This window comes from Embleya sp. NPDC055664, from assembly GCF_053618075.1.
In genome coordinates this window covers 48,087-62,544 of sequence record NZ_JBSHGZ010000046.1, presented here as the reverse complement: position 1 = coordinate 62,544, position 14,458 = coordinate 48,087, and the positions used below count along the sequence as shown (strand labels likewise).

General features: G+C 71.7%; 11 protein-coding genes. 9 read left to right on the top strand and 2 right to left on the bottom strand.

The window, feature by feature from the left end:
- Nucleotides 1-11 precede the first annotated feature (11 nt).
- A complete protein-coding gene (locus ACWGR4_RS42820) occupies nucleotides 12-1,904 on the top strand; it encodes a spherulation-specific family 4 protein (protein WP_452132372.1) in 1,893 nt (630 codons plus the stop codon).
- A 135-nt stretch (nucleotides 1,905-2,039) separates the two neighbouring features.
- Here ACWGR4_RS42820 and ACWGR4_RS42815 read toward each other — a convergent pair whose 3' ends face one another.
- Nucleotides 2,040-2,915 carry an aldo/keto reductase gene (locus ACWGR4_RS42815; protein ID WP_452132373.1) on the bottom strand — a complete coding sequence of 292 codons (876 nt, stop codon included), beginning with the start codon at nucleotides 2,913-2,915 and terminating at the stop codon, nucleotides 2,040-2,042.
- A 251-nt stretch (nucleotides 2,916-3,166) separates the two neighbouring features.
- Here ACWGR4_RS42815 and ACWGR4_RS42810 point away from each other — a divergent pair, with 251 nt between their 5' ends.
- Nucleotides 3,167-4,468: an ATP-binding protein gene (locus ACWGR4_RS42810; protein WP_380003680.1), complete on the top strand. Its 1,302-nt coding sequence runs from the start codon at nucleotides 3,167-3,169 to the stop codon at nucleotides 4,466-4,468.
- Nucleotides 4,469-4,790: 322 nt separating this feature from the next.
- On the opposite strand, the gene ACWGR4_RS42805 is transcribed toward ACWGR4_RS42810, so the two are convergent.
- The gene (locus ACWGR4_RS42805) at nucleotides 4,791-5,330 is read right to left on the bottom strand and encodes a TlpA family protein disulfide reductase (RefSeq protein ID WP_380003681.1); all 540 of its coding nucleotides are present in this window, start codon (nucleotides 5,328-5,330) and stop codon (nucleotides 4,791-4,793) included.
- A gap of 478 nt (nucleotides 5,331-5,808) precedes the next feature.
- On the opposite strand from ACWGR4_RS42805, the gene ACWGR4_RS42800 reads away from it, so the two are divergent.
- The 7 genes from ACWGR4_RS42800 to ACWGR4_RS42770 all read left to right on the top strand — a co-directional run bounded on the left by ACWGR4_RS42800 (nucleotide 5,809) and on the right by ACWGR4_RS42770 (nucleotide 14,314).
- Nucleotides 5,809-5,982 (top strand): hypothetical protein, encoded by a 174-nt coding sequence (locus tag ACWGR4_RS42800; RefSeq protein WP_380003684.1) that lies wholly within the window; start codon nucleotides 5,809-5,811, stop codon nucleotides 5,980-5,982.
- On the top strand, nucleotides 5,979-7,862 hold the full coding sequence (locus ACWGR4_RS42795) for an ABC transporter ATP-binding protein (protein ID WP_452132374.1): 1,884 nt from the start codon (nucleotides 5,979-5,981) through the stop codon (nucleotides 7,860-7,862). Before ACWGR4_RS42800 ends, ACWGR4_RS42795 begins: the two co-directional genes overlap by 4 nt.
- Complete coding sequence (locus ACWGR4_RS42790; protein ID WP_452132375.1) at nucleotides 7,859-8,308, top strand: S26 family signal peptidase; 450 nt, start codon at nucleotides 7,859-7,861, stop codon at nucleotides 8,306-8,308. Before ACWGR4_RS42795 ends, ACWGR4_RS42790 begins: the two co-directional genes overlap by 4 nt.
- A gap of 73 nt (nucleotides 8,309-8,381) precedes the next feature.
- Nucleotides 8,382-9,548 carry an L-rhamnose isomerase gene (gene rhaI / locus ACWGR4_RS42785; protein WP_452132376.1) on the top strand — a complete coding sequence of 389 codons (1,167 nt, stop codon included), beginning with the start codon at nucleotides 8,382-8,384 and terminating at the stop codon, nucleotides 9,546-9,548.
- 83 nt (nucleotides 9,549-9,631) lie between these two features.
- A complete protein-coding gene (locus tag ACWGR4_RS42780; RefSeq protein WP_452132377.1) occupies nucleotides 9,632-11,674 on the top strand; it encodes a bifunctional aldolase/short-chain dehydrogenase in 2,043 nt (680 codons plus the stop codon).
- Complete coding sequence (locus tag ACWGR4_RS42775) at nucleotides 11,671-13,179, top strand: rhamnulokinase (RefSeq protein WP_452132378.1); 1,509 nt, start codon at nucleotides 11,671-11,673, stop codon at nucleotides 13,177-13,179. The genes ACWGR4_RS42780 and ACWGR4_RS42775 overlap by 4 nt, the downstream gene beginning before the upstream one ends.
- A gap of 109 nt (nucleotides 13,180-13,288) precedes the next feature.
- Nucleotides 13,289-14,314: a LacI family DNA-binding transcriptional regulator gene (locus ACWGR4_RS42770; RefSeq protein ID WP_452132379.1), complete on the top strand. Its 1,026-nt coding sequence runs from the start codon at nucleotides 13,289-13,291 to the stop codon at nucleotides 14,312-14,314.
- The last annotated feature ends 144 nt before the right edge of the window (nucleotides 14,315-14,458 follow it).

Genomic DNA, 14,458 nt, shown 5'->3' with positions numbered 1-14,458 from the left:
AAGGAGTACGCATGCGCACGGATTCTCGTGCCCGCTCGTGGAGAGCGCGCACTGCCGCGGCGGGAACCGCCGCCGCCGCACTGCTCGGCGGGTCGCTGCTCGCGACCGCGCCGGCCGCCCACGCCGACCCCGGCCCGGGCATCAACCAACAGGTCGGTGTACCGGCCTACTTCCACCCGGGCGTCCCGTCCGGCGGGACGGCCTGGGCCACCCTCGCCAGTGGCACGGGCACCCCGGGGCTGACCGTCGTCAACGTCGCCAACGGGCCGAACTTCGAGGAGAACGCGCCCAACGAGACGTTCAAGACCGCGATCCGACAGGTGCGTCAGGCGGGCGGCAAGGTGATCGCCTACGTGGACACCGGCTACTTCGGCACCAACACCATCGGCGCCCCGAAGAGCACCCGGCTCGGCGACACGAGCATCGCGGCGTGGCGGATCCAGATCCAGCACGACGTGGACAAGTGGTACCGGCTCTACGGCCCCGAGATCGACGGCATCTTCTTCGACCAGGGCCAGAACAGCTGCGGCCCGAACGGGACGAACGCGTACGCCGATGAGTATCGGGCGCTGACCGCGTACACCAAGCGCAACCACCCGGGCGCGCTGGTGGTGGACAATCCCGGGATCGACATCCCACAGTGCTACGAGAACGTGGCCGACATCCAGGTCACCTTCGAGGGCAGCTACACCGACTACCAGGCGTTCACCCCGCCGCAGTGGGAACTCGACTCCGACCCGGCCAAGTTCTGGCACCTGATCTACGAGACCACCGAGGCGCAGATGCCGTCGGCGGTGGCGCAGAGCAAGCAGAAGAACGCCGGCACGGTCTACGTCACCCCGGACCAACTGGACCCCAACCCGTGGGACAGCCTTCCCGGCCCGTCCTACTGGTCGACGGAACTGGCCGCGGCCAAGGTCGCCCCGACCGCCGCTCCGGCGACGCCGGCGCAACCCGCGGCCGTCACCACCTCGGCCACGTCGGTACAGCTGAGCTGGCCGAACGCGGGCCCGAGCACGGTGGCCGGCTACGACGTCTACCGCGACGGCGTCCGGATCGGTTCGGTGCCGCATCGCACCACCGGGACCTCGCAGTTCACCGCGACGGACCTGAACCCATCGACCGCCTACGCGTTCACGGTTCGCGCCCGCAACGACGCGGGGGTGTTGTCGGCCGCGAGCCCGGCGCGCAACGTCACCACCTCGGCACCGGGCGCCAACGCGCCGGGTGTGCCGGGGTCCTTCACCGGCGCCACCGCCGGTCCCACCTCGGTGCAGCTGTCCTGGACCGCGTCGACGCCGGGTTCGGCCGCCGTCGAGGCGTACGACATCTACCAGGACAACGCCCGGATGGCGACGGTGCCGGCGAGCCAGATCTCGGCACGGCTCGGTGACATGACGCCCGGTACGACCCACACGTTCGACGTGGTCGCCCGGGATGTCACCGGTCGGGTGTCGGCGCACACCGCGCAGGTCTCGCTGACCCCGCCGCCGCCGGCGGGCGGACCGATCGTGAACGTCACGGCGACCCTGACCGCCACCCAGGCCGAGTACAAGGCGACCTACCAACTGCCGTTCGGCACGCACCGGGTCTTCATCGACGCGGACAACAACGCGAACACCGGCTACGTCACGGGTCCGGTGTGGCCCGGCGTCGGGGCCGATTTCATGCTCGAGAACGGCTTCCTGTACAAGGCCACCAAGAACGGCGCGGACTGGACCGGGATGTGGCAGACAGTGTCGCTGACGCCGTCGCCGCTGGTCTCCAGCACCAACGACCAGTTCGTGTGGCGGATTCCGACCTCGGTGTTCGGCACGCTGAACGGGGGCACGCAAAAGCTGGCCATCCAGGGCGGCGAGCCGAGCACCTGGGCGGCCGCCTACCTGACCATCGTCCAGCAGTAACCCCATGAACGGGCATCCCGGCCGCCGTCCTCGGTCGGGATGCCCCCCACCGAACGGCGTGGCGACCGGGTCACCACGCCGCGAACCGCCCGCCCCGCCCCCGCCCCGATTCGGGGACGGGGCGGGCGACGTGCGTCACAGGCCGATGGCGGACAGCGTCTCGAAGTCGTCGTCGGTGAGCCGGACCCGGGCCGCCTCGGTGTTCTCCTCCAGGTGCGCCACGCCGGACGTGCCGGGGATCGGGAGCATCACCGGCGAACGACGCAGCAGCCAGGCCAGCGCCAGCTGCGCGGGGGCCACCCCCCGTTGCTTCGCGAGGGTGTCCAACGGCCCGCCCGGGCGCGCGAGTTGTCCCGTGGCGATGGGGTGCCACGGGATGAAGGCGATGCCCTCCGCCGTGGCGTAGTCGAGCACGCTCTCGGCCTTGCGGTTGACCAGGTTGTACAGGTTCTGCACGGAGACGATCTCGACGATCTCGCGTGCCTCGCGTAGTTGCTCGACGGTGACCTCGGACAGGCCGATGTGCCGGATCTTGCCCTCCTCGCGCAGCCGGGCCAGTTCGCCGACCTGGTCCGCGAGCGGGACCCGCGGGTCGATCCGATGCAGCTGGTAGAGGTCGATCCGCTCCAGGCCCAGGTGACGCAGGCTCAGTTCGGTCTGCTGGCGCAGGTATTCGGGGCGGCCCAGCTCGTGCCACTCGCCCGGGCCGGTGCGGGCGAACCCGCCCTTGGTGGCGATCACGACGTCGTCGGCGTACGGGTGCAGGGCCTCGTGGATCAGTTGTTCGCTGACGAACGGGCCGTAGGAGTCGGCGGTGTCGATGAGGTTCACCCCCAGTTCGACGGCGCGTCGCAGCACCCGGATCGCCTCCGGGCGGTCCTTCGGCTCGCCCCAGACACCGGCCCCGGTGAGCTGCATGGCTCCGAATCCGAGTCGATGCACCGGCAGGTCGCCGCCGATCGAAAAGACACCGGACGCCTGGGCGGGGCCGGACGCGGACGAGACGGTCATGGGTTCTCCGTTGGGGTCGGGCGGCCCGACGGGCCGGACGGCACGGGCGAGGTCGAAGCCCATTCTGCCCCCACGGACCGCCCGAACGGCGATGACCTGCGCTCACCGCTGCCCGGTCGCGGCTCGGATGTCCATCCACGAGGTGACCAAGTCGGGGCACGCACTTGTACACAACGACACATTCGCCGCGGGCCGGCGCTGCCTAGTGTGTGGCACTCGTCGAGGCACCGGATCCACGGATGGAGCGATTCATGGTCTGGCTGGTACAGGACTATCGCGAGGAGGACCTCGCGGCGGTGGTGCACCTGATCGACACCACGACCGGGCTCGGTCAGGAGTCGGTGTTCTCGCTGTCGGAGTGCATCCACGCACTGGCCTCCCGCCAACCGGCGGTGGTGGCCCGGCGCGACGGCGCGGTGGTCGGCGCGGCGCTGGCCACGGTCTCCGAGGGACGGGCCTGGGTGATGCGGATCGCCATCTCGCCCGGCGCGCGCGGCCTGGGTCTGACCAGCACGCTGCTGCTCGCCCTGGAGCGCCGACTGGTCGAGGAGCGGGTGCGGCGGATCGCGTACGTGTTGCCCGAGGAGGACTCGCGCGAACTGGGGCTGCGCAACGCCGGCTACGAACGGCGGCCCGCGGTGGCCTACTTCGAGAAGGTCGAGCCGGTCGACGACCACGTCGCGGAGACCCTGGACCGGCTCGGCGGGCGCATGTTGCCGGGCGACCTGTGGTCGAAGGTGGCCGGCATGGAGGTGGAGAAGAACCTGATCGAGCGGCGTGTGGTGCTCCCGCTCGCCGATCCGGGGCGGGCGCTGCGGCACGGGGTCGAACCGCCGCGCGCCATCGCCTTGTTCGGGCCCCCGGGGACCGGCAAGACCACCTTCGCCCGGGCCATCGCCTCCCGGCTCGGCTGGCCGTTCGTGGAACTGCTGCCCTCGCGCCTGGCCGACGGCGGAAACCTCGCCGCGGCGCTGCGCGAGGCGTTCGGGCGACTGGCCCGACTGGAGCGGATCGTGGTGTTCATCGACGAGGTCGAGGAGATCGCGCCGATCCGGCATGCCCGACCCGGCGCCGGGCACGCGGTGACCAACGAACTGCTCAAGCTGATCCCGGCGTTCCGCGAACACGGCGATCGGCTCCTGGTCTGCGCGACCAACTCGGTGCGCTCGCTCGACCCGGCGTTCCTGCGGCCCGGCCGGTTCGACTACATCATCCCGGTGGGCACCCCGGACGCGGACGCCCGCCGGGCGATGTGGACCCACCACGCCTCGGCCCGCCCGGACGTGGACCTGGACGCACTGGTGGCGGCCAGCGACCTGCTCACCCCCGCCGACATCGGGCACGCGGCGCGGATCGCGGCCCAGGCGTCGTTCGAGCGCGACCTGTTCGAGGGCAACGACGGCGCCGACGGCCGCGACGACGCCGGCGAAGCGGGCGGCCCCGGCGCGCGGACGCGCGACTACCTGGACGCACTCGCCCAGTCCCGCCCCACGGTGACCGCGAGCATGGTCGAACTCTTCGAGGAGGACATCACCACCCATGCGCGGGTGTGACCCGACCGGCGCTTGCGCCGACGCCGAAGCCGCCACGACCCACCGCGCTCGGCCGTACGCCGCATCGGCGACTCCGGTACACATACCCGCCCTCGCCGGGCGCGCCGGTCCGGGAAACCGGCCGCTCGCCACCCGGCGGACGCGCCATCGGTAGATATTTGATTCCGGTAGTACTGCGACGTTCGAATGCCTTGGGTTCGGTTCTCCGTTTCGGACGGTCGATTTCGAGAATTCACCGACGAGGGTGGTCGTTGCCAAAACAGCCGCCGATTCGATAATCGACCCGCCCGAAATCCGCCCGCACTCGCCGGAATACGTCGGTTCACACCCGCGCCGGCGCGACGGAAAGGGACTTGGGGTCGAACCCGCTCGCGGTGATCGTGCCGTTCTCGTCGATCAGGCCGAACACCGGATATCCGGCGACCGCGAATCCCAGGCCGAGGGGGCCGCCGACCGGTTCGACCACGACCTGGGCCACGCCGGTCAGCGCGGCCACCTGCTCACGGGTCTCCGCCTCGTCGCCGTGCACCACGGCGAGCACCCGCCGCCCGTCCTCGCCCGCCCGGCGCGCGACCTCCAGGAATGCCGGCATCCGCTCCTTGCAGGCCGGACAATTCGGGGAAAAGAAACCGAACAGGGCGGCGCCGAGCCGCTCCCGGGACACGGTCTTGCCGGCGACGGTGACCGCGGCGAACTCGGGCGCGGTCGAGCCCACCGGCAGCAGCAGGTCCGCCGGGTCGAGGTCCGCGCCCGCGCCCGCCGCGCCCTGGGCACGGAGCTTGCGCACGATTCCGAAGGTGAGCAGCAGGTTCAGCACGGTCAGTGCGGCGAGCAGAACGACGGCGGAAATCAGGATGGGCATGCGGATTCTCCCGACATGGCGAAGGATGCCCGCCGGTACGGAGAGTACGAACCCGGCCGACGTGCGGGGCCGAAGAAATGTAACCCTGACCGCACCGATTGCAACAGGCCGTTTCGGTTTCGTCGTGGAATATCGACCCACGCATCGATTTCGATTTCTCGACTTCTCTTGCCGGCGTGCGGCGAACGGGTTTAGCGTCGCGGTCGGCGGAAGCACAAACCGCTTCCGCCGAATCGACCCGGTAAGGGAAGGTCCACGATGAACCGTGTGATCGGCACCATGGGCGACAAACTGTTGGGATTCGTCCTTCGAGAGCAAATGGCCGGGGCGTGCATCCCGGAGCACGGGCAGTGGTGCGCCTGTCGGAACAACTACCGCTACGTGCTCAGCTGCACCGGGCAGTGCGTCAACAGCGGTCTCTCCTGTTGGCAGTGATCGGCTCTCCGCCCCCACCCCACCAAACCTCCGGAGGTATGACATGAAGCGAGCCGTCGACAGGATGGGCGACCGGCTCCTGAGCCTGGTCATGCGGGAAGAGCGCGCGGGAGCGTGCGTCGAGTACGTCAACCAGCTGTGCTACTGCTACCTGGGCTACCAGTGGCGCTACAACTGCAACGGCGTGTGCACCTATCGGCAGGGCTACCCCTGTTGATCACGCACTCCGACGGGACCCCGGAGGGGAGCACGCCTCCGGGGTCCCGGTTGCGTCCGCGCGCGGTGAAGGTGGCGCTCGCGCTCCAGTTCCGGGCCGCGCCCGTGGGCGCGGTGGCGCTGTTGGCGGGTACGGTGCTGATCGGCGTACTGCCCGCCGTCGCGGCATGGCTGACCAAACTGCTCTTCGACGAACTGGGTCGAGGCGAGCGGGTCGACCCCGGGCGGGCCGTGGCGCTGAGTCTCGCGATCGCGGGGCTCGCCGCGTTGCTCGCGGTGCTGATGCAGGTGACGAATCACCTCGACGAGGTGGTCCGGCGCCGCCTGGTGATCACCGTCGAGCGTGAACTGTTCGCCAAGGTCGATGAGTTCCGCGGGTTGCGCCGCTTCGAGGACCCCGCGTTCCACGATCGGCTGCGGCTGGCTCAGCAGGCCTCCGAGGACGCGCCGCACAACATCACCATGTTCAGCCAGGAGGTGGTGCGTTCGGCCGCCGCGCTGAGCGGGTTCACCGGCGTGCTGCTCGCGGTGTGGCCGCCGATGGTGGGGCTGCTGTTCCTGGTCGGCGTCGCCGCACTGCTCGCCCGGTTGTCGACGGCCCGCCGACAGGTGGCCGTACTGGAGCAAACCTCCGGCAGGCAGCGCCGCCGACTGTTCTACCGATCGTTGCTCACCGATCCGCGCGCGGCCAAGGAGATCCGCCTGTTCGGGCTCGGCGACTTCCTGCACGGCCGCCTGGTACGCGCGCTCGCGGAGGCCACCGACGCCGAACTCGCGGTGGCCGGAAGGGCGATGCTGGTCCAGGCCGGCTTCGCCGCACTGAACGCGGCGGTGTCCGGGCTCGGCATGGTCGTGGTGGTGGCCGGCGCCGCGGACGGCCGGTTCACGGTCGGCGACGTGGTGTTGTTCACCACCGCCGCGGCGGGTGTACAGGGCGCCTTCACGGGTGTGGTCGTGCAGGCCGGCGTGGCCGCCCGGGCGGTGCGTCTGTTCGGCCACTTCCTGGATCTGATGGACACCCCCGACGACCTGACCGGCGGCACCGACCCGGTGCCGGCGCTGCGCGGGCGACTGGAGTTCGACGACGTGTGGTTCCGCTACGACGAGCACGGGCCGTGGGTGCTGCGCGGGGTCGATCTGGTGATCCCGGCCGGCACGGCGATGGGCCTGGTCGGCCGCAACGGCACCGGCAAGAGCACGCTGATCAAACTGCTCTGCCGGTTCTACGACCCGCAACGCGGCACGATCCGCTGGGACGGCGTGGACATTCGCACGATGGACGTGGCCGCGCTGCGCCGCCGGATCGGGGTGACCTTCCAGGACTACATGACCTACGACCTTTCGGCGGCGGAGAACATCGGCATCGGCGACCTGGCCCACCGCGCGAACGTGAACCGGATCCGGGCCGGCGCGGTCCTGGCGGGGATCGACGCCGACCTGTCCGCACTGCCGGACGGCTACCGGACCCAGCTCAGCCGGGTGCACCTGGACGAGGACGACGAGCGCACCGGCGTCACCCTGTCCGGCGGCCAGTGGCAACGCGTCGCGCTGGCCCGCTCGTTGATGCGCGTGGACGCGGATCTGCTGATCCTGGACGAGCCGAGTTCGGGCCTGGATCCGGAGGCGGAACACGACGTGCACCGCACCCTGCGTCGACACCGGGCCGGGCGGACCGGACTGCTGGTGTCGCACCGCCTCGGCGCACTGCGCGACGCGGACACCATCGCCGTGCTCGCGGACGGGCGGATCACCGAACTCGGGCCGCACGACGAGCTGATGGCGCTGGCCGACGGGCACTATGCCAGGTTGTTCGGTCTTCAGGCGGCCGGATACGTGGACCGGCGGGACGACTCGACGAGGATCGCGGAGGACGCGCAGTGAACCGGGTCCGATGCGGCGTGCTGATTGCCGCCGGGTTGGGCGTGGGCGCCCTGTTGGGCGTGCGGACGGTGTGGTCACGGATCGCGCTGGTCCGGGTGACCGGGATGAGCATGGCGCCCACCTTCGTGGACGGCGAGCGGCTCGTCGTGCGCCGCGCGGCCACCGTGCGGCGCGGCGACGCGATCGTCTTCCGCAACCCCGTGCGCCTCGGCGACACCGACGAGTTGCGCTGGTTGGTCAAGCGGGTGATCGCGGTGCCCGGCGACCCGGTGCCGCGCGAGGTGCGGCCGGCGGTGCGGGCGACGACGGGGGCGATGGTGCCCCCGGGGTCCCTGGTGGTGCGCGGGGACGCCCCCCGGTCGCAGGACTCCCGACACTTCGGCTACGTCCCGACCACCACCGTCCTGGGCGTGGTCCGCGGCGGCCCCCGGCGTTCCCGGCCTTGACGCGCTCTCGGTGGGAGACGTACGTTCCCCTTCAGTGAATTGAAACGTTTCATTCTTGATGTCAGGAGCCCCCATGCAGGACATCGAGGCGGTGCGGGCCGCCCTGCGCGCCCAGCGGATCGAGACGCCCTCGTGGGCCTACGGCAATTCCGGTACACGTTTCAAGGTGTTCGCCCAGGAGGGCGTCCCGCGTGATCCGTACGAGAAGATCGCGGATGCGGCCCGGGTGCACGCCCTCACCGGCGTGGCGCCGCTCGTGTCCCTGCACATCCCCTGGGACCGGGTCGACGACTACGCGCACCTGGCCGCCCACGCGCACGACCACGGGGTGCGGATCGGCGCGATCAACGCCAACGTCTTCCAGGACGACGCCTACCGCCTGGGCAGTGTGACCAACCCCGACGCCCGGGTGCGCCGCAAGGCCGTGCACCACCTGCTCACCTGTGTGGATGTGCTGGACGCCACCGGCTCCCGCGACCTGAAGCTCTGGTTCGCCGACGGCACCAACTACCCGGGCCAGGGCGACATCGCCACCCGACAGGGGTACCTGGCCGAGGCGTTGGCCGAGGTGTACGCGCGTCTCGGCGCCGACCAGCGCATCCTGCTCGAATACAAGCTCTTCGAACCCGCCTTCTACATGACCGACGTCCCGGACTGGGGCACCGCCTACGCGCACTGTCTCGAACTCGGTCCCCGGGCCGTGGTCTGCGTGGACACCGGGCACCACGCGCCGGGCACCAACATCGAGTTCATCGTCGCGTTCCTGCTCGGTCGGGGCCGGCTCGGTGCGTTCGACTTCAACTCGCGCTTCTACGCCGACGACGACCTCATGGTGGGCGCCGCCGACCCGTTCCAACTCTTCCGGATCATGCACGAAGTGGTGCGCGGCGGCGGCCTCGACCCGGCGGCGGGGGTGAACTTCATGCTCGACCAGTGCCACAACATCGAGCCGAAGATCCCCGCCCAGATCCGCTCGGTCGCCAACGTCCAGGAGGCCACCGCCAAGGCGCTCCTCGTGGACGCCGAGGAGTTGGCCGCCGCCCAGCGGGCGGGCGACGTACTCGCCGCCAACGCCGTGCTGATGGACGCCTACGCGACCGATGTCCGCCCACTGCTCCGGGAGTTGCGCGAGGAGCAGGGCCTCGCGCCCGACCCGGTGGCCGCCTACCACGCCTCCGGCTACGCGGAGCGCATCCGCGCCGAGCGCGTCGGCGGTACACAGGCCGGCTGGGGCGCCTGACCCTCTCGGCCCTCGCCGACCCATTCCGCCACGCCCCGCCCTGCCTCCATCCCCACCACCTCCATGCACGAGGAGACCCGCCGATGTCCGGCACCCCACCCGAGGTCGAGCACCTGCTCCGTCGCTCGCACACGCTCGGCGCGGATCCGCGCAACACCAACTACGCCGGAGGCAACACCTCCGCCAAGGGCGTCGGCACCGACCCGGTCACCGGCACCCCGGTGGACCTGCTCTGGGTCAAGGGTTCCGGCGGCGACCTGGGCACCCTCACCGAGGACGGGCTCGCGGTGCTGCGCCTGGACCGGCTGCGCGCGTTGACGGCGGTGTACCCGGGGGACGACCGCGAGGACGAGATGGTCGCCGCGTTCGACTTCTGCGGGCACGGTCGAGGCGGCGCCGCGCCGTCCATCGACACCGCGATGCACGGTCTGCTCGACGCCGCGCACGTGGATCACCTACACCCCGACTCGGGCATCGCGCTCGCCACCTCCGCCGACGGCGAGAAGCTGACCGCCGAGTGCTTCGGCGACACCGTGCTCTGGGTGCCGTGGCGCCGTCCCGGCTTTCGGCTCGGCCTGGACATCGCGGCGATCCGGGCGGCGAACCCGCAGGCGATCGGGTGCGTCCTCGGCGGGCACGGGATCACCGCGTGGGGGGAGACCAGCGCGGAGTGCGAGCGTAATTCGCTGCACATCATCCGCACCGCCGAGGAGTTCATCGAGGCACGATTCGACCCCGCCCGCCATCCGTTCGGCGAGGTGCTCGCCGAACCGCTGCCCGAACCCGAACGCCGGGCCAGGGCCGCCGCGTTGGCCCCGCTGCTGCGCGGCCTGGCCTCGACCGACGGCGCCCGGGTCGGGCATTTCGCCGACACCGCACCGGTGTTGGACTTCCTGTCCCGCGCCGAGCACCCCCGCCTCGCCGCGCTGGGCACCTCCTGCCCCGACCACTTCCTGCGCACCAAGGTCCGCCCGCTGGTCCTCGACCTGCCGGCCGACGCGCCGCTCGGCGAGGTCGCGGCCCGACTGCGCGAACTGCACACCGACTACCGGGCCGACTACGCCGCCTACTACGCGCGCCACGCCGAACCCGACTCGCCGGCCATGCGCGGCGCCGACCCGGCCATCGTCCTGGTGCCCGGGGTGGGCATGTTCTCGTTCGGCGCGGACAAGCGCACCGCCCGAGTGGCGGGCGAGTTCTACCTCAACGCGATCAACGTGATGCGCGGCGCCGAGACCGTCTCCACCTATGCGCCGATCGACGAGCGGGAGAAGTTCCGGATCGAGTACTGGGCCCTGGAGGAGGCCAAGTTGGCCCGCCTGCCCCGGCCGCGCCCGCTGGCCGCCCGGGTGGCCCTGGTCACCGGCGCCGGTTCGGGCATCGGCCGGGCCATCGCCGAACGCCTGGTCGCGGAGGGCGCGTGCGTGGTGGTCGCAGACCGGGACGCGGCGAGCGCGGCGGCGGTGGCCGCCTCCCTCGGCGGCGCGGACCGCGCCGTGCCGGTGACCGTGGACGTGACCTCCGAGGCGGGCGTCGCGGCCGCGTTCGCCGCCGCCGCGCTGGCGTTCGGCGGGGTGGATCTGGTGGTCAACAACGCCGGACTGTCCATCTCCAAGCCGCTGTTGGAGACCACCGCACAGGACTGGGACGTGCAGCACGACGTGATGGCGCGCGGCTCGTTCCTGGTCGCCCGCGAGGCGGCCCGGACCATGATCGAGCAGGGCCTGGGCGGCGACATCGTCTACATCGTGTCCAAGAACGGCGTCTTCGCCGGCCCGAACAACATCGCCTACGGCGCCACCAAGGCCGATCAGGCCCACCAGGTAAGGCTGTTGGCGGCCGAGCTGGGCCCGCACGGGATCCGGGTCAACGGCGTCAACCCCGACGGCGTGGTGCGCGGATCCGGCATCTTCGCGGCCGGGTGGGGCGCGCAACGGGCCGCGGTGTACGGGGTCGAGGAGGAGAAGTTGGGCGAGTACTACGCGCAGCGCACCCTGCTCAAGCGGGAGGTGTTGCCGGAGCACGTGGCCAACGCGGTGTTCGCGTTGACCGCGGGCGACCTGTCGCACACCACGGGCCTGCACATCCCCGTCGACGCGGGCGTCGCCGCGGCGTTCCTGCGATGAACACACGCAACCGGCACGGGAGTTACCCGGACGTCTTCGCCGCCGTCGATCTCGGCGCCTCCAGCGGCCGGGTGCTGGCCGGACGGGTGGGCCCCGAGGTGTTGAGCGTCACCGAGGCACACCGCTTCGTCAACCGTCCGGTGCGCGTCGGGGGCACGCTGTACTGGGACGTCCTGGCCCTGTACGGCGGCGTCCTGGACGGCCTGCGGGCCGCCGGCCGTACCGCGGGCACCCCGACGAGCATCGGAATCGACGCGTGGGCTGTCGACTTCGGACTGCTCGACGCGAGCGGCGCACTGCTCGGCAACCCGGTGCACTATCGCGACGAGCGCACCACCGGCATCCCCGAACGGGTGCATGCCCGCGTCCCCGCCGAGCGGCTGTACGCCCTCACCGGAATCCAACACGCGAGCTTCACCACCATCCACCAACTCGTTGCCGCCGCCGACACCCCGCAGTTCGGCCCGGCCCGGCGGGCGCTGCTGATCCCGGACCTGATCTCCTACTGGCTGACCGGCGAGGCCGGTACCGAGCTGACCAACGCCTCCACCACCGGACTCCTCGACCCGGACACCCGGCGCTGGTCCACCGGGATCATGGCCGAACTCGGCCTCGAACCCGCCCTGTTCGCCCCACTGCGCGCACCCGGCGCGGCGGCCGGCACGCTCACCGAAGACGTGTCGGCGGAGACCGGACTGTCCGCCGGGGTCCGGGTGACCGCCGTCGGCTCGCACGACACCGCCTCGGCCGTGGTCGCCGTCCCCGCCCGTGACGAGCGCTTCGCGTACATCTCCAGCGGGACCTGGTCCCTGGTCGGCGTCGAACTCGACGCGCCGGTGCGCAGCGAGGAGAGCCGCCGGGCGAACTTCACCAACGAACTGGGCATCGACGGCACGGTGCGCTACCTGCGCAACGTGATGGGCCTGTGGCTGCTCCAGGAATGTATGCGGCACTGGGACCGCCTCGGCCGGCCGCAATCGTTGGACCGGCTGCTCGACGACGCGGCGCGGGTGGCGCCGCTGCGCTTCCTCGTCGACGCGGGCGATCCCGCCTTCCTGCCGCCCGGCGACATGCCCGAGCGCATCGCGGCGGCCTGCCGCCGGGCGGGCGAGCCGGTCCCGCGGACGCCGGGGGAGACGGTGCGCTGCATCCTGGACAGCCTCGCGCTCGCCTACCGCCGGGCGATACGGGACGCGCAACGCCTGTCCGGGCGCGCCGTCGACGTGGTGCACGTGGTCGGCGGCGGCGCGCTGAACACGCTGCTGTGCCAAGCCACCGCCGACGCGTGCGCCCTGCCGGTGGTGGCCGGCCCGACCGAGGCCGCGGCGCTCGGCAACCTGCTCGTCCAGGCCCGGGCCGCCGGGGTCGTGCCGGGCTCGCTCGCGGATCTGCGCGCACTGGTCCGAACCACTCAGCCGCTGCGCCGCCACGAGCCCCGCCCCGACGCGGGCGACTGGGCCCGAGCCGCCGATCGCCTGCCCAAGCGCACCGAATCGCCGGCCTGACGCCATCGCCGGTCGCGGTTCGGGGATCCGCCCCGACACCGCATAGGCTGCCGGGGTCGGACCCGCCGGCCCGACCCCGGACCGGCCTGGAGAAGCGGATCGATCCCGGATGACGACGTCGAGCATCAAAGAGGTGGCCCACCGGGCCGGTGTGTCGGTGGGCACGGTGTCCAACGTGCTCAACCACCCCGAGCGGGTGGCCGAGTCCACCCGCAATCGGGTGCTCGAAGCGGTGGAACTGCTCGGCTTCGTACGCAACGACTCGGCCCGGTCGCTGCGTTCGGGCGTGGCCAACACGGTGGGCCTGATCGTCCTCGACGTGGCCAACCCGTTCTTCACCGACGTTGCGCGCGGCGTCGAGGACGTCTGCAACGAGTCCGGTTCGGTGGTCATCCTCTGCAACTCGGACGACTCCGGAACCAAGCAGGAGCGATACCTGCGCGTGCTCCAGGAACAGCGGGTGCGCGGCGTGCTGGTCACCCCCGCGCGTGACGCGGAACTGCCGGTGGCGGACCTGCGCGCCCGGGGCCTGGCGGTGGTGCTGCTCGATCGCGGCGGCGACCGCGCCGACCTGTGCTCGGTGGCGGTGGACGACGTGCTGGGCGGCCGGTTGGCCGCCGAACACCTGGTGGCGGACGGCCGGCGCGAGTTCGCGTTCGTGTCCGGCCCGCTGTCCATCCGCCAGTGCGAGGACCGCCGCCGCGGCATGCGCGCCGCGCTCCGCGAGGCGGGTCTGCGGCTCGGTACCTCCACCCGCGACGTCACGGTGCCCGCGATGAACGCGAGATCCGGCGCCGAGGCGGCCCGGCGTCTGCTCGACGCGGGCCCACCGCCGGCGGCGATCTTCTGCGCCAACGACCTGCTGGCCCTGGGCCTGATGCGCGAGTTGTTGCGCGCCGGCGTGCGCATCCCGGAGGACGTCGCGGTGGTGGGCTACGACGACATCGAGTTCGCCGCGGCCTCGGCGGTCCCGCTGACCTCGATCCGCCAGCCCACCTACCGCCTCGGCCGTACCGCCGCCGAACTCCTCCTCGAAGAGAGCGAACACCCCGACACCCACACCCACCGCCAGGTGGTCTTCCGCCCGGAACTGGTGGTCCGTGAGTCGACGATCGACGGCGGCGAGGCCCGGTAGGACCCCGCCGCCGCGGTCCGCCCCGCGCGCCGCGGGGGGGCGGCGGGGGGGGGGGGGGGGGGGGGCGTCGCCCCCGGGGGGGCGGCGAACCCCGGCTGTGCGTAGTGGGGGGTGTAGTGGGAGCCCACGGGGGGTGCGGTGTTG